Annotated in this window: 3 protein-coding genes; all 3 read right to left on the reverse strand. The window is 62.7% G+C overall.

Annotated elements, in window-relative coordinates; all coding sequences use genetic code 11:
• Positions 1–3,318, reverse strand: a 3,318-nt coding sequence (locus tag V2B23_RS29120; protein ID WP_430953433.1) for an amino acid adenylation domain-containing protein, incomplete at its 3' end; no start/stop codon positions are given.
• Between the two features lie 211 nt (positions 3,319–3,529).
• Complete coding sequence (locus tag V2B23_RS29125) at positions 3,530–17,260, reverse strand: amino acid adenylation domain-containing protein (RefSeq protein ID WP_430953434.1); 13,731 nt, start codon at positions 17,258–17,260, stop codon at positions 3,530–3,532.
• Positions 17,261–17,381: 121 nt separating this feature from the next.
• On the reverse strand, positions 17,382–22,484 hold a 5,103-nt coding region (locus tag V2B23_RS29130; RefSeq protein WP_430953435.1), incomplete at its 5' end, for an amino acid adenylation domain-containing protein.

Consider the following 22,484-nt stretch of genomic DNA (forward strand, 5'->3'; position numbering starts at 1 on the left):
CACCGCCCGCGAACCCGAAGAAACCGCCACCACAGAATCAAAACCATCCAACAACAACCCACCCACAGTCTCGTGAGACGTGTCGTTGAAATCTTCGACGATGTGCTGTATTTCCCTGGTGGACAACAGTTCCACGTCACCCACAGCGGTTCCCGGATTCGCGACCATCGCACGGAGAACGGTGGTCAGGCGCTCGGCCAGTCCGACAACAGTAGCGGCGTCGAAAAGATCTGTGGCGTATAGCCACGACATCACCATGCCGGTACCAGCGCCGGCCTCGTCTTCGACTGGCGCTGCCGTCAATTGAAGGTCGAATTTGGCGATATCAATTCCCGCATCGAACTCCGAGACTCGCAGACCAGGCAACTCCAGAGCGTCGCCCGCCATGTTCTGGAAGAACAGCGCAACCTGGAACAGCGGATGATGCGCCTGCGAACGGGCCGGATCGAGAACTTCCACCAAACGCTCGAACGGCAAGTCCGCGTTGGCAAATGCACCCAGATCGGTTTCCCGAACCTGATCGAGAAGATCGGCAAACGAAACATTCGGCGCCACAGTCGTGCGCAACACCAAAGTGTTGACAAACATCCCGATCACATCGTCGAGCGCAGGTTCCCCACGCCCGGAAATCGGCGAACCGATAACCACGTCGTCAGTCGACGCCATCCGCGCAAGCAGCACCGCAAGCGCCGCATGCACAACCATGAACAGCGAAACACCACGATCCAACGCCAATTGCTCCAGCGCCCTGTGCAACTCACCGTCGACATCGAAACGATGCACCGCGCCACGCGTCGACGCAACCGCCGGGCGCTTCCGATCGAACGGCAAATCGATCTTCTCCGGCAACGCCGCGAGATTCTCACTCCAATAACGCAACTGCTCCGACATCAGCGACGCCGGATCAGAATCGACCCCCAAAACCTCATGCTGCCACAACGCGAAATCCGCGTACTGCACCGCAAGCGGCGACCAGGCCGGGGCGACGCCCTGCGCCCGGGCAAGGTAAGCCAACGCAACATCACGCACCAGGGGACCCACCGAAACACCATCGGCGGAGATATGGTGAACCACCATCGCGAGAACGAATTCACTTGGGCTCGTACGGAACAGGCGAACCCGAAGTGGTACAGCAACCGAAACGTCGAACCCAGCAGTCACCAGCGGCGCCAAAGCGGCAAGCAACTCCGACTCGTCGAGATCCCGAGGATCCAAATCGATATCGGCCGTCGACACCTCGAGAACGTCCTGATAGCCCATACCGCCGAACTCCGGATACACAGTCCGCAGCACCTCATGCCGAGCGACAACATCGTCAACAGCGCGTGCAAGCGCACTCGCGTCAAGTTCACCGGACAACCACAGAACAATCGGAATATTGTTCACAGCGGAATCCGCGTCGAACCGACTCAGGAACCACATACGTTGCTGCGCCAGCGACAACGGCACACGATCAGGCCGTGTCATCGGCCCGAGCGCCACATGCCCGATCGATTCCGTCTCGGCTTCGATGCGAGCGGCGAGCGCTTCGACCGTGGACGCTTCGAACAGAGTCTTCACCTGAACACGGGTATCGAACGCTGCGCCCAGACGACCGGCCAGCTTGGCCGCGATCAGGGAGTTACCACCCAATTCGAAGAAGTCATCCGTAGCGCCGACCTGTTCGAGGCCGAGGAGATCGGCAATCGCGTCGGCCACAAGCTTCTGGGCAGGCGTGGACGGCGCTTCGTACAGGTGTGATTGAAATGTCGGCTCAGGCAATGCGTCGACGTCGAGCTTGCCGACCGGCGTCAGCGGAATATCTTCGATCATCACCATTGCTGCCGGGACCATGTGTCGAGGCAGGGCGCCGCGCGCGTGGACTGACAACGCATCAGCGTCGAGCGTGTTCCCGGTCTTTACATACGACACCAAAGTTGGTTCACCCGTCGGTCCACTCCGAGGAAGTGTCGCCACAAATTCGACACCGGGCACCGAGGCGAGAACTGCGTCGATTTCCCCGAGTTCGATCCGGAATCCACGAATCTTGACCTGCGAATCACCGCGCCCGAGGTATTCGAGGCTGCGTTGGTCGTCGCCTGCCTTGATCCAGCGAACGATGTCGCCGGTGCGGTACAGACGTTCGCCTGTGTCCGCGAACGGGTTTGCGACAAACCTTGCTGCGGTTGTCGCGGGAAGCTGGTTGTACCCACGGGCGAGATGTGTTCCGGAAACATACAATTCACCAGCAGTGCCGGTCGCCACCGGCTGCAGCCGGGAGTCGAGAACGTAAAGTCCGACGCCGCGCACCGGGCCGCCGATCGTGACCGGACTCTCCGCCGTCAGTTCGGCAATCGACGCGACGACGGTAGTTTCGGTGGGGCCGTACGCATTGAAGAATCTCCGTCCGGGCGCCCACTGAGTCACCAGTGCGGGCGAACATGCTTCGCCGCCCACGACGACAACGTCGAGCGTGTCGAAACCACCCTCGGCAGAGAGCGATCCCAGTGCAGCAGGAGTCATGAACGCGTGGGTGATCTTTTCTTCGGTGAGCAATTCGGCGAGCTCATCGCCGCCGTACACATCGGAGCGTGCGATCACCATCGTGGAACCGATGCCGAATGCGAGGAGCAATTCCAGAACGGAGGCGTCGAAGCTGGGCGATGCAAAGTGCAAGGTTCGGGATGCGGCAGTGAGACCGTAGCGTTCGACCTGCTCGGCGCACAGGTTCGCAAGGCCTCCATGCGTGACGACAACGCCCTTGGGTCGACCGGTCGACCCTGAGGTGTAAATCACGTAGGCAGCATGCTCCGCGCGCAGCGTGCGGACTCTTTCGGTGTACGAGACGGGTTCTGTCGGAACACCAGATGCGAGAGCCAGGTACTCGGCGCCGTCGAGTTCCCACCATGTGACGTTCGTGGGCAACCCGCCGGAGGCTCCGGTTACCGTCAAGCCGATCGAGGCGCCGGAATCGGCGAGCATGTGCACGGTGCGATCGGCCGGGTAGTTGGGGTCCACCGGTACAAATGCGGCGCCCGTCTTCGCGACGGCCCACAGCGCGCACACCGACTCGACGGAGCGTGGGATGGAGATCGCTACCCGATCCTCCGGTCCCACCCCGTGAGCAATGAGGAGACGCGCCAGCTGCGACGACGCGGCATCCAGCTCGGCATAGGTGACGGAATGACCGTCGAAGCGGATGGCGACGGCACTTGGGTCGATATCGACGGCAGCGGCCAGTAGCTGCGGCAGCAAGGGCACTCGAACGCGGCGAGTACGGGTGGGACGGGGTTTACGGCTACCGCGTGTCTTTGCGGGGGCCAGATCGTCTGCGCTCATGCGATCACGTCCGGTGATCGATCTGCGTGTACGTCGGCCCCTTGCGCCATCAGACAACTCACCTTCGCGTCATACTTGTTTTCACGGTCATCCTGCCCGTTCCGGCTCCCCACAATGCATCGGCAGCCGAGTGCCATTGTTACAGCCGCGGAGTTGCCGAGCGCCGCGTACCGCGAGTGGATATGAGTTCCACCACTCGCGGTACGTGAGGTCACCAGGCCTGCGGGCTGTGCTCCTCGAGGACGTGTTCGAGATCCGGCAGTTCGCTGCGATCGATGCTTGCAGCGTCATCCACAGACAGGACCGCGTGTGTCACCCATTCGTCTGCCAGCAGGTCGTCGAGCGATTCGACATCGCCGGCGGCCACCACCCACGCGGCACCTGCCGATGCGGCAAGCAACATTGCGGGGACCCGTCCGCTCGCGTCGATCGAGCCGGCGTGCAGCACTCGCGACTCGACATCAACCGCGTACTTCTCGCACCAACTCGACAGCGTTGCGGTGAGTTCCCCGTACGTCTGCTCCCAGGCTCCGTCTCCGAACACGCGGATTGCAGCGTCGTCCGCGGTGAGCGGGCGAATACGATCGGCGTAACTGATCGCACGCGTGGGTTGCGAGGCCGCGGCGTCGAGCGTTTCCGGCGTGATCGTCACGACAGAATCCCGAATCTCGCCGGCCTGCCCGACTGCAATAGCTGCCCCGGTCTTGACAATTGCCCAGCACGCCGCCACTTCGTCTGCTCCCGATACGCCGGCGAGGCTCACGACGTCTCCTGGACCGACGCCGCCGTCGATGAGCAGACGCGCAAGCTGCGAGGAGCGTGAATCGACTGCGGCATAGTCGATCTCCTCGTCGCCAACCACAAGGGCGGGAGCTTCGGGGTCGGCCTCGACTGTCGACGCCAGCAGTTGCGGCAATAGCGCCGCGCTTGATCCGCTCGGAGCGCTGGGTTGAACTGCTGCGCCGATAGCCTCCTCTTTTTCTGCTGCGGTGAGCAATTCGATGTCGCCGACCGGAATCGACGGGTTGTCGGTGACCTGTTCGAGTACACGAACAAACCGCTCCACGAACGATTCGACGGTGCCCTGGTCGAACAGATCAGTGGAGTAGATCCAGACGCCGGAGAGTCCGTATCCGTCCGCGGCGCTACTGAGTGTCAGTTGCAAGTCGAACTTGGTGGACGCCACTGGTGAATCGACGCCGCTGATCGTCAAGCCTGGCAACGAGAACTCGGCTCCGCCAGCGGGTTCCAGCGACAAGATGATCTGGAAGAGTCCGTCGGCCGATGCACCCAACGCTTCGGACACTTCTTCGAACGGAAGGTCGGCCTTCCCGAAGGCTTCCAGATCCACGTCGCGCACGGCAACAACCAGATCGTCGAAACTTGCAGCCGTATCTACCTGAGTCCGCAAGGCAAGCGTGTTCACGAACATTCCGACCAGATCGTCGAGAGCACGCTCCCCTCGCCCACCCACGGCGGTACCGATCGCAAAGTCGTTGGTTGCCCCGACGCGGGCGACCAATACGGCTAGTGCGGCGTGCACTGCCATGAAGGCAGTCGCATTCCGTTCGCGGGCGATCTCTACCAACCGGGCGTGGATCTGCTCACTGACGGTGAACTCGACGGCACCCGCTGCCGGCGACACGGCACTCGGGCGTGGGCGATCCGTCGGAAGCCCGGCCATCGAAGGAAGGGCAGCAAGCTTGCCCCGCCAGTATTCGAGTTGAGCAGCAGCGACACTGCCGGCCTCGTCGGCCGTACCCACGACGTCACGCTGCCACAGCGCGAAGTCCGCGTACTGCACGGTCAACGGACTCCACCCGGGAATGCTGCCTCTGGTCCGGGCTTCGTACGCGATCATCATGTCGCGCGCCAACGGCGCCATCGACTCACCGTCGGCGGCAATGTGGTGTGCAACGAGCGCAAAGACGTACTCGCCCGTCCCGCAGTGCAGAAGTTCCATCCGCACAGGTACTTCTGTGGAGACGTCGAAGCCCGTCGACATCACAGCGGCGACGCGTGTGTACAACTCGGATGCGTCGGCAACGGCAACAACGGCGCAGTGCGGCGCCTCGTCGACGTCGAGAATCCGTTGTGTGGGTCCGTTGTCGTCGGCCGGATAGAACGTGCGGAGCGACTCGTGGCGATCGGTGACATCGCGCAGCGCAGCCAGCAAGGCATCGACGTCGAGGTCGCCGGTCAACCGCAACGCCATCGGAATGTTGTACGTCCCTGCGGCCGTGTCCATCTGGTTGACGAGCCACATTCGCTGCTGCGCCAGTGACAACGGCAACCGGTCCGGGCGTTCGGCGGCTTCGAGCGACTTTCGGCGACCCGAACCGACCGATGCCGCCAGTGCCAGGGCCAATGCCTCGACTGTCGTGGCGTCGAACAACATCCGAACCGGAACGGTGGTATCGAGCGCCGAGCCGAGCCGGGCCGCGAGTCGCGTTGCGATAAGTGAGTTTCCGCCGAGCGCAAAGAAATCGTCGTCGAGTCCGACTCGGTCGACGCCGAGAAGATCGGCAAAAACAACTGCAACTGCCTTCTCTGCAACGGTGAGCGGTTCGCGGTACTGCGCCGTGTCGAACACCGGGTCGGGCAGGCGCTTACGGTCGATCTTTCCGTTCGCGTTGAGCGGCAACGAGTCCAGGACGATGAACGCCGACGGAACCATGTACTCCGGCAGGCGCTGCGCTACAGCGTCCCGCAGGATTTCCGGAACGATCACAGCGCCCGGGACGCCTACGACGTAGGCGACCAAACGATCCCCCACAGTCGCATCGGAGTGGACGCTCACCACAGCCGTCCCGACGGATTCCACGGCGTTCAATGCAGATTCGATCTCACCGAGCTCGATGCGCAGACCGCGGATCTTGACCTGGAAGTCCGTGCGCCCGATGTACTCGAGTTCACCGGCGGTATTGCGACGAACGAGGTCGCCGGTTCGATACATGCGCTCGCCGGCCGCGCCGAAGGGATTGGCCACAAACCGTTCTGCCGTCAGGTCGTACCGGTTGCCGTAACCACGGCCGACGCCGACACCACCGACGTACAGCTCGCCGACCACTCCGGAGGGAACAAGACCCAAACGTGAATCCAGCACGTAGAGATCGATGTTCGGTACCGGTGAGCCGATCGGAACACCAAGCGTGTCCGCTGCCGTCGCCTGCTGGAACGACACCACATCCGACGCTTCGGTCGGACCGTAGCTGTTCACGATTCGAACTCCACGCGAGAGCAAGCGCCCAAGGCGGCTGATCTGTATCGGCTCTCCGCCGAGGAACACCACCTCGAGACTTGCCAGCACGTCGTCAGCGTCGGTATCGATCAGAGCGTCGAACGCACTCGGTGACATGTTTGCCGTCGTGACTCGCGTGTCTGCGATGACACGGAGGATCTCACTCGGGTCGAAGCCGGCGGGTGCGAGGTGCACACTTCCACCACTCGTCAGTGGTCCCCACACGTTCTTCTGCGTGAGGTCGAAACTCGGTGACGACGCCACTGCCACCCCGGCGCGTGCCGGAAGCGAAGAGCGATACCACGCAACAGTATTCGCTATGCCGGCCATCGGAACGACGGTCGGCTTCGGTCGCCCGGTCGAACCGGATGTCGAAATGACGTAGCCGACTCGGGCATCCGCGCCGTCTTCACGCCAACGATCAACCCACGACGGCGCGTCGGCAGCGACAACGGGCTCGTTGCCGATCAGCACCACCGGGAGATCGAGGTCGGGCGTCTCGATGGCCACCACACACCGTGCCGCGGTGTCGGCGAGCAGATCGCTCACCCGTTCTCCCGGAAGAGCCGGGTCGATCGGAAGATAACCGGCACCGGCTTTCCACACGGCCACCATCGCCACAACCCACTGCCAGGACCTCGGCAGGATCAAACCGACAACGTCGTCCGGACGGACGCCGGCGTCGACGAGTTGCGCCGCCACGACAGAGGACAGTGCATCGAGGTCCTCGTAGGACAATTCGACGTCACCGGCCACCACTGCACACGCCGACGGATCGGTGTCGACGTACTGCGCGAACAACGTCATCGGTGACGCGTCGAGCCGGTCTTCGTCACTGCCCCGTGACCACTCGAGAATCTTTGTCTGCTCGGATGTTTCGATGATATCGATATCGCCGACGACCTGCGCCGAGTCGGCAACTGCAGCATGCAGGACACGGAGGAATCGGTTCGCGAGGGATGCAATTGTCGACTCGTCGAACAGGTCGGTCGCGTACGTGAACTGTGCGGTCAGTCCTCCGTTGCCTGCCGACTCGGACTCGATCAAGGTCAGTTGCAGATCGACCTTTGCCAGGAGGTCCGGCAACGCGAAGTCGGCAACGTCCAGATCCTGCAGCTGCAGAACCGATCGCTGCAAGTTCTGGAATGCGAGACCGACCTGGAACAACGCATGCCTGGCCTGAGATCGCTCCGGGTTGAGAATCTCGACGAGCCGTTCGAAGGGGACGTCCGCGTGCGAGAACGCGCCGAGATCCGCTTCTCGGACATGCTTGACCAAGTCCGCGAACGACGATTCGGCGTCGACCTCGGCGCGAAGCACCAGGGTGTTGACGAACATACCGATCAGATCGTCGAGGGCACGTTCACCACGACCGGCCGCCGGGGTACCGATCACGATGTCCGATGTCCCGGACAACCTCGCGAGTACAACCGCCAAGGCGCTGTGCATCACCATGAAGAGCGACGCGTTGACCTCTCGGGCAATTCGATCGAGGCCCACCCGGAGCTCGGCATCGATCGAAAAGTTGTATCCCGCACCGCTGTGCGATTCGATGCGCGGACGAGGACGGTCCGTCGGCAGATCCAGCTGGTCCGGAATGCCGGCCAACCGCTCTTGCCAGTACGTGACCTGTTCGGAAATAACCGATTCAGGGTCGTCTTCGCTGCCGAGGATCTGACGCTGCCACAACGCAAAGTCGGCGTACTGCACCGGCAATGGTTCCCACTGCGGCGACTGCCCTTGCGACCGTGCAACATACGCGGAGACGAAGTCGCGGATCAGCGGGCCCATCGAGAAGCCGTCACCGCTGATGTGATGGATCACAAAAACGAGGACGTACTCGGACTGGCTCAAATCGAACAATTGCGCTCGAACCGACGCTTCGTGGGTGACGTCGAATCCGGGAAGGATCACGCCTGCAACCCGATCGATGACAACGGATTCGTGAATACGAACCGGCGTCAGATCCGGAACCATCCGGTCCACATCCACCAACTGCTGATAGCCGACGCCGTCGATCTCGGGATACACCGTTCGCAAAATCTCATGACGTTCGAACACGTCCACCAGCGCAGCCTGCATCGCCGCGATGTCCAACTCTCCGGTCAGCCTGATGGCTACCGGGATGTTGTCAACACCCGAAGATGCATCGAACCTGTTGAGGAACCACATGCGTTGCTGCGCAATCGACAACGGAACACGATCCGGCCGTTCCTGCGCCACCAGCGGCGGGCGGGCACCCTTACCGGATAGCGAGTCGATAAGCGAGGCAAAGGATTCCACCGTCGATGCGTCGAACAGCAGGCGAACGGGAACCGTTGTGTCGAGCGCCTCGCCGAGTCGGGCAACGACCTGAGTCGCGATGAGCGAGTTGCCGCCGAGCGAGAAGAAATCGTCGTCGAGGCCAACTTGCTCGATACCGAGCAGGTCGGAGAAAATCCGCGCGACCGCGTGCTCCGCCGCGCTCCGTGGCTCACGGAAGGCAGCGATCTGGGCAACAGGATCGGGCAACTGCTTCCGATCCAGCTTGCCGGACGTGCCCAGCGGGAATGCCTCGAGCACGACGTGCGCCGTCGGGACCATGTAGCCGGGCAGTCGTGCGGCCAGTGCCGCCTCGACCGATGCCCAGTCCACCACCGCGCCTGCATGTCCCACAACGTAGGCAACCAACTGTTCGTTGCGCACTAACACCGCGGCCGACGCAACGGACGACTGGTCGCGCAGTGCTGCCTCGATCTCGCCCAGTTCGATCCGCAATCCGCGCAGTTTGACCTGGAAGTCAGTCCGCCCGATATATTCGATCTCACCAATGCTGGAAACATCCCCCCTCGCTCCGCTCGACCGTTTCCACCGCACCAAGTCACCAGTCCGATACAGGCGACTGCCGGAGGTCCCGTACGGATCAGCCACAAAACGATCTGCGGTGAGGTCCGGGCGACCGACGTAGCCGCGCGCCAACTGGATTCCCGCCAGGTACAGCTCACCCGAGACACCCACCGGCACCGGGCGCAGACGCGAATCCAGCACCAGGACGCGGGTATTCCAGACCGGCGATCCGATCGGGACGATCTCGGAATCCGATGGCGTGACCTCGTGGAACGTGACGTCGACTGCCGCTTCGGTGGGCCCGTACAGATTGTGTAGGCGAGCCTGCGGAAGGAGGGTGCACAGTTCCTGAGCAACCTGCGGTGGCAGCGCTTCACCCGAAGCGAATACCCGACGCAGAGCGTCCGCTCCGCGAACGGCGGGTTCTGCGACAAACAATTCGAGCATCGAGGGCACGAAGTGCACAGTGGTGACGCCGTGTTCCGCGATGGCAGCTGCGAGGTATGCCGGTTCCCGGTGTCCGTCCACTGCAGCAACGACCAAACGCGCACCAACCTGCAACGGCCAGAAGAACTCCCACACCGACACGTCGAACGTGAAAGGTGTCTTCTGCAACACCACGTCGTCGCCGGTCAACCCGTACTCGGCCTGCATCCACACCAGACGATTCACGATCGCCCGATGCGAAACCGCAACACCCTTCGGCTTTCCGGTCGAACCGGAAGTAAAGATCACGTACGCCGTGTTGTCCGGCCGCAGCGGGGCAAGGCGATCTGCGTCGGCGATCGCAGCATCCGAGTGAGCGGACACCTCGATCGTGTCCACGTGAACAACCGGGCAGGATGCTGTCTCGAATCGATCCAGCGAGGTGGTGAGGACACAGATCGGGGCCGCGGTCGAAAGAACGTACTCATTGCGTTCGGTCGGCTGATCCGGATCGATCGGAACGTACGCGCCGCCTGCCTTCACTATCGCGTACATCGCGACAAGCAAGTCGAGTGATCGTCGCATCGACAATCCCACCATGGCATCGGGACCGACACCGATCGAGATCAAATGGCGTGCAAGTCGATTAACGCGGGCGTCGAATTCCGCGTACGTCAACGTCACAGCGTCGAACGTGATTGCCGGCGCATCCGGTGTCAGCGACGCCTGGGCGTCGAATAGATCTACCAGGGTGGAATCGGGAACACGGTGCTCGGTCGAGTTCCATTCGACGAGCACTCGCTGACGCTCGTCGGCACTCGATACGTCGATGTCGCCGATGACAGCAGACGAATCATCCGCCAGGGCTCGCAGAATCGTGACGTACCGTTGTGCAAACAGTTCCACGGTTGCCGCGTCGAAAAGATCTGTTGCATAGTTGAACTGCGCAAGAAGACCGCCCTGCGGCGCCTCGCTCACCGTCAGCTGGAGATCGAACTTTGCGACGGGCGATTCGATGTCCACGGCAGACACCACAACACCGTTCATCGCTGCCGGCTCCGGACTTGCGCCACCGAGATTCTGCATCGTCAGCATGACCTGGAACAGCGGGTTCCGGGCTTGCGACCGTTCGGGGTTGATGATCTCGACAAGGCTCTCGAACGGGACGTCGGCGTGATCGAATGCTCCGAGATCCGTTTCACGGGCGCGGTGGATCAGATCGGCGACCGTCGACGCCGGATCGATCTCGGTTCGCAGTACCAACGTGTTGACGAACATTCCGATGACGTTGTCGAGCACCTGCTCACCGCGTCCGGCAACCGGAGTGCCGATCACGATGTCGGTGGAACTCGACAGCTTTGCGAGCAGCAGCGCAAGCGCAGAATGCACAACCATGAACAGCGAGGCGTTCGATGCCTGCGCGACCACATTCAAGCGCTCGCGCAGATCCGCATCAATGGAGAAGTCGTGGTACGCGCCCTGGTTGGATGCAATTCGGGGCCGTGGCCGATCCGTCGGCAATTCGAGTTGATCCGGTACCCCGGCCAATTGTGTTCGCCAGTAGTCGAACTGCCCGGAAATCACCGAGTCCGGATCGCTCTCGCTGCCCAGGACTTCGCGCTGCCACAAAGCAAAATCGGCAAACTGCACCGGAAGTGGTTCCCACTGTGGCGCCGCTCCCGCCGATCGCGCACCATACGCCGCGACGACGTCCCGAACCAACGGAAGCATCGAGAATCCATCACCACTGATGTGATGGACGACAAATACGAGAACGAACTCGGTATCAGTGATCCTCAGAAGCGAAACACGAATGGGCACTTCGGTGGTCACGTCGAACCCGGGCGCCACCACGCCGGCGACCTGAGCCACCACATCATCGGCGTCCACGTCGACCGGCGCGAGATCGATCAGACGAGTGGGTTCGAGAACCTGCTGGTAACCGACGCCGTCAATCTCGGGGTAGATGGTTCGCAAGCTCTCGTGACGACGCACCAGGTCGTCGAGAGCGTCCTGGAGCGCGTCGACATCGAGCTCACCGGTCAATCGCAGTGCGGCTGGAATGTTGTCGACATTCGATCCCGGTTCGAAGCGGTTGAGGAACCACATGCGTTGCTGCGCGAGCGAGAGCGGCACACGCTCCGGCCGGACCTGGGCGGTGAGCGGAGGCCGCGCTGCCGTGGCGGTTCCCGAGTCGATACGGGCAGCAAGCGCCCCGACGGTCGGCGCGTCGAACAGCGTCCGTACACCGACGGTGGTGTCGAGTTTCTGTCCCAGCCGCGCAACAACCTGAGTTGCCATGAGGGAGTTACCCCCGAGGGCAAAGAAATTGTCGCCCAATCCCACCTTCTCGACTGCCAGAAGGTCCGAGAAGACCTGAGCCACCGCAATTTCGGCACTTGTGACCGGCGCCTGGAACTCGGCACTGCGGGCCACCGGATCAGGCAACTGCGCACGATCGAGCTTGCCCGAAGAGCCCAGCGGGAAGCTGTCGAGCACCACATGGTTGGCCGGAATCATGTACGCGGGCAACCGCTGTGACAACGTCGCGGCGATGTCGTCCCAGTCGATGCTGCCGCTCGCTGCCGGCGTCAGATACGCCACCAGCTGGTCGCTGCGAACAAGCACTACTGCCGCGGACACCGCGAGGTGATCGCGCAGAGCCGATTCGATTTCACCGAGTTCGATGCGCAGTCCGCGCAGTTTGACCTGGAAGTCCGTACGCCCGATATAGTCAATCTCACCAAAACTGTTCCACCGCACCAGATCACCCGTGCGATAAAGCCGCTGACCGTTGTCGGAGAATGGATCCGCGACAAATCGATCGGCGCTCAGATCGGGCCGCGCCAGGTAGCCGCGCGCAAGCTGAACACCGGCGAGATACAACTCCCCTGCAACTCCGACCGGCACCGGGTGCAACCGCGAATCCAGCACCAGGGCCCGGGTGTTCCACACCGGCGCACCGATCGGCACACTTGCGACGTCGGATTCGGTGACCTCGTGGTAGGTCACGTCAACCGCAGCCTCGGTCGGACCGTACAGGTTGTGCAAACGCGCAGCGGGAAGAACCGTCCGCAGCGTCGATGCGACCTGTGGTGTCAACGCCTCACCGGAGGCAAATACCCGGGTCAACGTCGTACACGCCGCTACCGAGGGTTCGCCGACAAACACGTCGAGCATCGACGGAACAAAGTGCGCGGTGGTGACGCCGTGCTCGGAAATGGCGGCGGCGAGATAGGCGGGGTCGCGGTGTCCGTCGACGGCAGCAACGACCAACCGAGCACCAACCTGCAACGGCCAGAAGAACTCCCACACCGACACGTCGAACGTGAAAGGCGTCTTCTGCAACACCACGTCGTCGCCGGTCAACCCGTACTCGGCCTGCATCCACACCAGACGATTCACGATCGCCCGATGCGAAACCGCAACACCCTTCGGCTTACCGGTCGAACCGGAAGTAAAGATCACGTACGCCGTGTTGTCCGGCCGCAGCGGTGCCAGCCTATCGGTATCGACAAGCGCTGTGTCCGAGAACTGGGAAGTATCCAGCGAATCCAACGAGACAACCGTGGTGCTCGCTGTGAAACCATCACGATCGGTGGTCAGCACGCACACCGGTCGGGCTGTCCCCAGAACGTATTCGTTACGATCGGCGGGCTGATCGGGATCGACCGGCAGATAGGCCGCGCCTGCTTCGATCACCGCGTACATCGCGACAACCAAGTCGATGGACCGCCTGATCGCCAAGCCCACCAACGTGTCAGGTCCTACGCCCATCGTCACCAGCATCCGGGCAAGCCGATGCACACGCGCCGAGAAATCACGATAGGTCAGCAGCTCGTCCTCGTAGACGAGTGCCGTGGCGTCCGGAGTCCGCCTCGCTTGCTCGACAAACATGTCGACCAGCGTCTTGTCCGGCACCTCATGGCCGGTCGCGTTCCAGGTGCTGATCACCAACGCGCGCTCGTCGACGGTGAGCAGGTCGATATCACCGACCACGACGGCCGGATCCTCCGCGACGACGGCGAGGAGCGCCACCAATCGCGTGGCAACAGAATCGATGGTCGACGGGTCGAAAAGATCTGTGGCGTAATCGATCATGATCGACAGTCCGCCGTGCTCGGGGTCTTCCCAGACGGTGAACTGGAGGTCGAACTTGGCAACGGCTGATTCGAGTTCGACACCTGTGACCGTCAACCCGCCGATGTCGGCAGCGCCCTGTTCACTCTGGCCGAGGTTCTGAAACGCCAGCATGACCTGGAAGAGCGGGTTGTGCGCCTGCGAGCGGGCGGGATCGAGGACCTCGACCAGGCGCTCGAACGGAACGTCCGTATGGCCGAAGGCATCAAGATCAGTAGCGCGAGTTGATTTCAGCACGTCCACGAACGAACTGGCGGAGTCGATCTCGGTGCGCAGGACCAGAGTGTTGACGAACATTCCGATCACGTCGTCGAGGGCGCGGTCGCCACGACCTGCGACCGGCGTGCCGATCGCGATATCCGAAGTGGCGGACAACCGGGAAAGCAGGACGGCAATGGCACTGTGGAGCACCATGAAGACCGAAGCCTTGTGTTGCTGTGCCAGCGATTCGAGCCGGACAAGCACGTTCTGGTCGATCGAGAACTGGTGTGATGCACCACGGTTGGTTGCCACCGCGGGGCGCGGGCGATCTGTCGGCAGTTCGAGCAGTTCCGGCATCCCTGCCAACTGATGCGTCCAGTAGTCGATCTGCCGCGAAATCAACGATTCCGGGTCGCTCTCGTCACCGAGAACTGACCGCTGCCACAGCGTGAAGTCCGCGTACTGGACCCCCAACGGAGCAAAATCGGGCGCTGAACCCTGCGATCGAGTTGCGTAGGCACTCACAACGTCGCGGACCAACGGCCCCATCGAGAAACCGTCGCCGCTGATGTGGTGAACCACAAAGACGAGGACGTACTCCGATGCTGCGACGTGGAACAGGCGCACCCGCAAGGGAACCTGCGTCGTGACGTCGAAACCCTCGGCGACAACGGTAGTGATGCGATCGATCAGGTCGGATTCCGTGACTACAACCGGGGTCACATCCAGCACAACGTCTGACGCGGAGAGAACCTGCTGGTATCCGATACCGTCGATTTCGGGGTAGACGGTGCGCAGGCTCTCGTGGCGCTCGACCAGATCGGTGATCGCACCGCCTAGTGCATCGACGTCGAGGGCACCGGTCAGGCGTAGGGCCACCGGAATGTGATCGACGGCAGACGCGGAATCGAACCGGTTGAGGAACCACATGCGCTGCTGCGCAAGCGACAGCGAAATCTGCGCGGGCCGCTCTCGAGCAACCAGCGGCGCCCTGGTACCGCTACCGGCAGAATCGACTACCAGAGAGGCTAATTCGGATACGGTCGGAGCATCGAAGAAAGCTCGCATGTCGAGTTCCACGCCGAGTTCGGCGTTGGCGCGCGCGACTACCCGGGTTGCGAGGAGCGAGTTACCACCGAGGTCGAAGAATCCGTCGTCGATGCCGAGATCGTCGCGGCCGAGCAAGTCGGCAAAGATCGCGACCAACGTCTTCTCGACCGGGGTACTCGGTGCGCGGTATTCGACAACCTGCGCTGTGAACTCGGGCGCCGGCAGTGCCTTGCGGTCCAGCTTGCCGCTGGCGTTGAGCGGAAATGCGTCGAGTTCGACGAACAGCGACGGCACCATGTAGTCCGGTAGCCGCCCGCCCAATTCATCGGCAAGAGCGTCGGTGTCGAGTAAAGCTACAGTGTCGCGTTCAACACCTGGTGCGGGAACCACGTACGCCACGAGGTTGTCACCAAGAGTCGCGTCGGAATGGACGAGAACAGCCGCCTGCGCGATTGCAGCGTTGTCGAGGAGGGCGGATTCGATCTCGCCGAGTTCGATGCGCAGCCCGCGCAGTTTCACCTGGAAGTCGGTGCGGCCGATGTACTCGAGGAGTCGCTGAGCACCAAGCCCGCGCCAGCGAACGAGGTCGCCGGTGCGGTACATACGAGCACCGGCTTCGGTCGGATGCGCAACAAACCGATCGGCCGAGAGATCGGGACGGGCGACGTAGCCCCGCGCCAATTGGACACCGGCAAGGTACAGCTCACCGGGCACTCCGGGAGGAACCGCCCGCAGGGCGTCGTCGAGCACCAGCAGTTCGGTGCGGGCGACTGCGCGGCCGATCGGAACGGACACCTCGTCCTGGGCGCCGGTGGCGTAATAGGTGACGTCGACGGCAGCTTCGGTCGGACCGTAAAGATTGTGCAGCGCAGCCGAACTGACGTCGCGCAGACGCGCCGCCGTCTGCGCCGGAAGTGCTTCACCGGACGCAAAAACGTAACGGAGAGTACTGATCTCGGAAACCGTGGGTTCGGCGACAAAAACGGCCAGCATCGACGGCACGAAGTGAACGACCGTGACGCCGTACTCGATCATCGTGCGGGCGACGTACGCGGGATCACGGTGTCCGTCCGGCTCCGCGATGACAAGCGACGCGCCGATCTGCAACGGCCAGAAGAACTCCCACACCGACACGTCGAAGGTGAAGGGCGTCTTCTGAAAGACGACATCTGCGGCGGTGAAGGCGTACTCGTCCTGCCGCCACACGAGGTTGGCGACGATGGCACCGTGGGCAACCCCAACGCCCTTGGGACGCCCGGTGGAGCCGGAGGTGAAGATGACGTACGCGAGGTTGTCAGCGCGCAGCGGCGAGCGCCGGTCGGTATCGGCGAGCGGCTCGGCGGAATGCACCGACACGTCGGTCGTGTCCATCTCGAGGACGGAAACACCATCCGGAAGGGTCAGCTCGTCAGTGGACACCGTCAGCACCAGGACTGGCGCCGCGACATCGAGGACGTAGGCCACGCGTTCGGCTGGATGATCGGGATCGAGTGGCACATACGCGCCGCCCGCTTTCACGATCGCGTACATCGCCACCAGCAGTTCCACGGATCGCCGGATACCGAGACCGACCAGGGAGTCCGGTCCGACTCCACGTCGGACCAGTTCGCGGGCGAGCTGATTGGCGCGGCCGTCGAATTCGGCGTACGTCAGCGACGTGTCGCCGAACCGGAGTGCAATCGCGTCCGGGCTTCGTGACACCTGCTCGTCGAACAGACTCACCAGGGTTGTCTCGACAACGGTCGGCTCGTCGACGGCAACCACAGATGTGGCGTCGGCGATCAATGCGTCCACGACGCCGCCGAGTCCGCCGTCCTGGGATGCGATCAGCTCAGGTAACACGGTGGAGATGACAACGGGGACGAGCGCGTCGGCCCCCAACGCGCCGCCCATCGCGGCGTCGAGAGTTGTGAGCTCGCTGTGGAGACGTTCGTAACTGATGTCCGTATCGCCGTGGGCAAGTGCGCGCCGGCCCGGTTCCACCTCGGCAACCGCTGCGATCAGTCTCGGGAGATCCTCGATCGTCAGCGACTGTGGTCCAGGTATTCCGACGGACATCTAGGCTTCCTCCAACTGACTGCGCACGAGCCGACAACAGCACGAACTGACAACACACGGCGGCACCGGTAAGGCACAGTGTGTGCCGTCCCGATGCCGCCCACTGGGCAAATACTGCATATTACCCGTCGATACGGTCACCCTTTTCCGATGTAGCCTGCGCGTCTGCAATCAAAGAGCTCACCAACGAGACAATTCCGTCGGCGCCGAGCGCCGGGAGAATTCCCGGAACCAAGCCGGTCAGAGACACGGAGATCAAGGCATCCGCACCCAGTGCGGCACCCATCGTCGCTCTCATCAGCGCCAACTTCTCGGCCAACTGTGTGAAGGTCACCACGGTGTCGCCGTGTGTGAACGCCACGGCCGTCGGATCTGCTGCGGCGGCCGCTGCTGCGAGGTCCGGAAGATCTGCGGCAGTCTTCGGCTCGGCTGCCTCGATCAGCGCGCGTTCGAAGTCCGTCACGATGTCGATGGTCCGCAGAACCACCGTCGGATCTGCGGCAACGGCGTCGACCACGGCCCGCAACCTGGCTGCGAACAGTTCCATGGTCGCGGCGTCGTACAGATCGGTTGCGTAGGTGAACCGCATCCGGATATCGGACAACGCTCCGCTGTCGTCGAACTCCTCGATACCGGTGAGCTGCAGGTCGAACATCGCCGAGTCGAATCCGTCATCGACCGCCGACAGTTCGAGCCCCGGCAGCGCAAACGTGCCCAGCGCCATGTTCTGGAACGTGAGCATCACCTGGAACAGCGGTGAGTACGCCTGTGAGCGCTCACGCCCGATCTGCTCGACCAGACGCTCGAAGGGCACATCCGCATGTCCGAACGCCGCGAGGTCCTTCTCCTTCACCTGCTGCAGTAGATCGACAAACGTGGTTGCCGGCTTCACCTGCGTGCGCAACACCAGCGTGTTGACGAACATACCGACCAGGTCGTCCAGGACTCGCTCGCCGCGGCCCGCCACCGGGGTACCGATCGCGATGTCGTTCGAGCCGCTTAGCTTGGACAGCAGCACCGAGAACGCGGCGTGAACGACCATGAATACGGTTGAGTTCTGCTCGCGCGCGATTTCCGCGATTCGACGCGTGGAGTCCGCGCCGAGCGTGAACAGGAAGTCCGCGCCCTTCATCGACTGTGTCGGCGGACGGGGACGGTCCGTCGGCAATTCCAGAAGTTCGGGAACGCCGGCAAGTTCCTGCGTCCAGTACGCGAGCTGCGTCGACAGCTCACTGTCCGGATCGTCCTCGGAACCCAGTACGTCGCGCTGCCACAACGTGTAGTCCGCGTACTGAACTTCGAGCGGAGCCCATTCGGGTGCCGCTCCCCCGGTGCGCGCCGTGTACGCGATCATCGTGTCCCGGATCATCGGAGCCATCGAGAATGCGTCGCCGCTGATGTGGTGGACCACCACGATCAGAACGTGCTCGGTGGGCGTGATCTGGAACAGCCGAACGCGCAGCGGAACACCGACAGTGACGTCGAAGCCCTGACCGACCACCTTCGCGACCTCAGCCGCAATCGTGTCCTCACTGACGTACAGCACGGCCATGTCGACAACGGCTGCCGACTTCGACTGAATCGACTGCGTCGGGCCGTCCCCGAGATCGGGGTAGAACGTCCGCAGGATCTCGTGTCGAGCAACAAGGTCGGAGACGGCCGACTGCAATGCTGCGACGTCGAGATCGCCGGACATCCGGATCGCGACCGGGATGTTGTACGCGGCAGACCTGCGGTCGATCTGGTTGAGAACCCACATCCGCTGCTGAGCGAGCGACAACGGAATCTGCGACGGCCGTTCCTGCGCCACCAACTGTGCCCGCGAACCTGAACCGGCATGTTCGAGCACCCGCGACGCCAGCAGTCCGACGCTCGACGCTTCGAAGATGATCCGCACCGGAATCTGGGCGTCGAGCGCCTGACCCAAGCGCGCGACGACCTGTGTGGCGATCAGCGAGTTTCCACCGAGATCGAAGAAGTCGTCGTCCAACCCGACTCGCGGAACACCCAGGACTTCGGCAAACACCGACGCCACGATCTCCTCTACCGGGTTGCTCGGGGCGCGGAATTCCGTTGCCTCGAATTCGGGTTCCGGCAGCGCCTTTCGATCGATCTTGCCGTTGATGTTGAGCGGCAATTCACTCAGCACCATCAACGCCGACGGCACCATGTAACTCGGCAACTCGCGGACGAGTTCCGCCTTCACACTGTCGACGTCGACGGTGGCCCCGGCCTGCGGAACGAGGTAGCCGACAAGCCGATCGCCCAGTCGCGGATCGGTTTTCGCGACGACCACCGCGGCATCCACCGACTCGGCAGCCCTGATGACAGCTTCGATCTCACCGAGTTCGATGCGGTAGCCACGGATCTTGACCTGGAAGTCGGCACGATCGACGTACTCGAGTTCACCGCCACTGCGCCAGACGACAAGGTCGCCGGTGCGGTACAGACGTGTGCCCGGTTCTCCGAAGATGTTGGCGACGAAGCGTTCCGACGTCAGGTCGGCGCGGCCGTGATAACCCCGAGCCAACTGGGTTCCGGCAAGATACAGTTCACCGGTCACTCCGACCGGAACAGGATGCAGTCGCTCGTCGAGCACGTAGACCTGCGTGTTCCATTCCGGGGCACCGATCGAGACCGACGAGGTGTCGCTCTCGTCCACGTCGTGCGCGGTGACCGACACCGCGGCCTCGGTCGGACCGTACAGATTCACCAGTGCCGCGTCGGACACCTTGCGGAACTCTGCCGCCGTTGCCGCGGGCAAAGCCTCACCGATGGCAAGAACACGCTCGAGCGACTGCGGGAGAGTGCCGTCTGCCGCGGCCGTCAGCATCGAGAGCATGGACGGCACCGCGTGCAGCGTCGTCACCTTCTCCTGTGCCATGAGCGCCAGCAGGTACTCGGCGTCCTTGTGTCCGTCCGGGTCGGCGATGACCAGTCGTGAGCCGGATGTCAACGCGGACCAGAACTCCCAGACCGAGAGGTCGAAGGTTGCTGCAGTCTTGAGCAACATTGCGTCGGTCTGGTCGAGACCGTACTGATCACGCTTCCACAGAAGCTGGTTGACGATTGCGGCGTGGGACAGTGCCACACCCTTCGGCTTACCGGTCGATCCCGATGTGAAGATCACGTACGCGGTATTCGCCGAACGAAGCGGCGCGATCCGCTCGTCGCCGCGCACCGGCGCACCGGAGACGCCCGACAAATCGAGAGTGTCGATGACCAGAACGTTCTCGATACCCGCGAGCGACGGTGCGTCGTTCTCGGTGCTGAGCACACACACCGGCGCGGCCATCTCGAGGACGTACCCGGTGCGATCAGCCGGATGATCCGGATCGATGGGAACGTAACCGCCGCCGGCCTTGGCAACGGCGTACATGCCGATCACCAGGTCGATGGAGCGTCGCATTCCCAACGCGACCAACGATTCCGGACCAACGCCCAGTCCGATCAGGTGACGGGCGAGCCGGTTGACCTTGTTGTCGAACTCCGCATACGTCAGCGATTCGAGTCCGTGGACCAACGCGACGGAATCACCGTGCGCGGCAACCTGCTGATCGAACAGATCGACCAGTGTCGCCTCGGTGTCGACAACATGCTCCGTTGCATTCCATTCCCGCAGAACTTGATTCGACTCACGCGGATCGAGCACGTCGATGTCGCCGACCACGATCGACGGATCGGCAACAACCGCAGCCAGAAGGGTGTTGAACCGATCAGCGAAGGACTGGACTGTCGACTCGTCGAAAAGATCGTGCGCATAGCTGAATACAGCCGAGATGCCGGAGGCAACACCACGCTCGTCGTAGTTGTCACCGACGATCAACTGAAGATCGAACTGGGCGACACCGTTGTCGATCTCGAGACCCTTGACCGTGAGGCCAGGCAGTTCCAGGCTTGCCTGTTCCATGTTCTGGAAGAGGAAACCCACCTGGTAGAGCGGGTGACGAGCAGTCGAACGCGCGGGGTTGAGAACCTCGACCAGTCGCTCGAACGGAACGTCGGCATGCGCAAAGGCCTGCAGGTCGTTCTCGCGCACGCGGGCAAGCAGTTCCGTGAAACTGTCGGAACCGTCGACGTGTGTCCGGAATACCAGGGTATTGACGAACATGCCGATCAGATCGTCGAGCGCACGCTCGCCGCGGCCAGCAATCGGAGTACCAACCGCGATATCGTCGGTGCCGGCCAAGCGCGCCAGCAGGACCGCAAACGCAGCATGCGTGACCATGAACAGGGTGGTTCCGTGCTCACGGGCCAGCGCCGACAGGCCCTGATGCACTGCCGCGTCGATCTCGAACTGAAGGTAGCCACCGCGGTACGACTGCGCGGCGGGACGCAGACGGTCGGTCGGCAGGTCCAGCTGATCCGGCAGCCCGGCCAAAGCCTGACTCCAGTAGGCGATCTGCTCGGACGACACGGATTCCGGGTCGTCCTCGCTGCCCAGCACCTCACGCTGCCACAAGCTGTAATCGGCGTACTGCACATCCAGCGGAGCCCAACCCGGCGCCGTTCCCTGCGCCCGTGCCGCGTAGGCCATGACGAGGTCGCGGGCAAACGGAGTGGTCGAGGAACCGTCTGCGGCGATGTGGTGCACCACCACAGCGAGGACGTACTCGTTCTCGGCTACCTGGAACAACCGAATCCGCAGCGGGATCTCGGCCGTCACGTCGAACCTCGTCGACGCCAATTCGACCAACTTGCCGACAATCTCGGCTTCCGTGACGCTTTCGACGTCCAGTTCCACCGGCGTATGCCCCACCGGTTCGATGACCTGGACCGGTCCCGAATCGGTTTCCGGATACACGGTGCGCAGGGTTTCGTGACGGCCGACTACGTCGCCGATGGCCGCACGCATCGCGCCCAGATCGAGTTCGCCGCTCAGTCGCAGCGCAAACGGCATGTTGTAGGCGCCGGCGGAGCCGTCGAACCGGTTGAGGAACCACATACGTTGCTGCGCAAGGGAAAGCGGAATCTCTTCCGGTCGATCCTGAGCTGTCAGCGCAAGGCGGCTTCCTTCACCGACGTGCGATTCGAGACGAGCAGCGAGTTCCTGGACGGTGGACGCTTCGAACAGAAGGCGAACCGGTACGGCCGTCTCGAGTTCTTCGGCGATGCGCATGACAACCCGAGTCGCGATGAGGGAGTTACCACCCAACTCGAAGAAATCATCATCCAACCCCACCCGATCAACACCCAACACACCCACAAACGCCGACGCCACCAC

It is taken from the genome of Rhodococcus sp. 24CO, assembly GCF_050586165.1.
In the GTDB taxonomy this organism is placed as follows: Bacteria; Actinomycetota; Actinomycetes; order Mycobacteriales; family Mycobacteriaceae; genus Rhodococcus_F.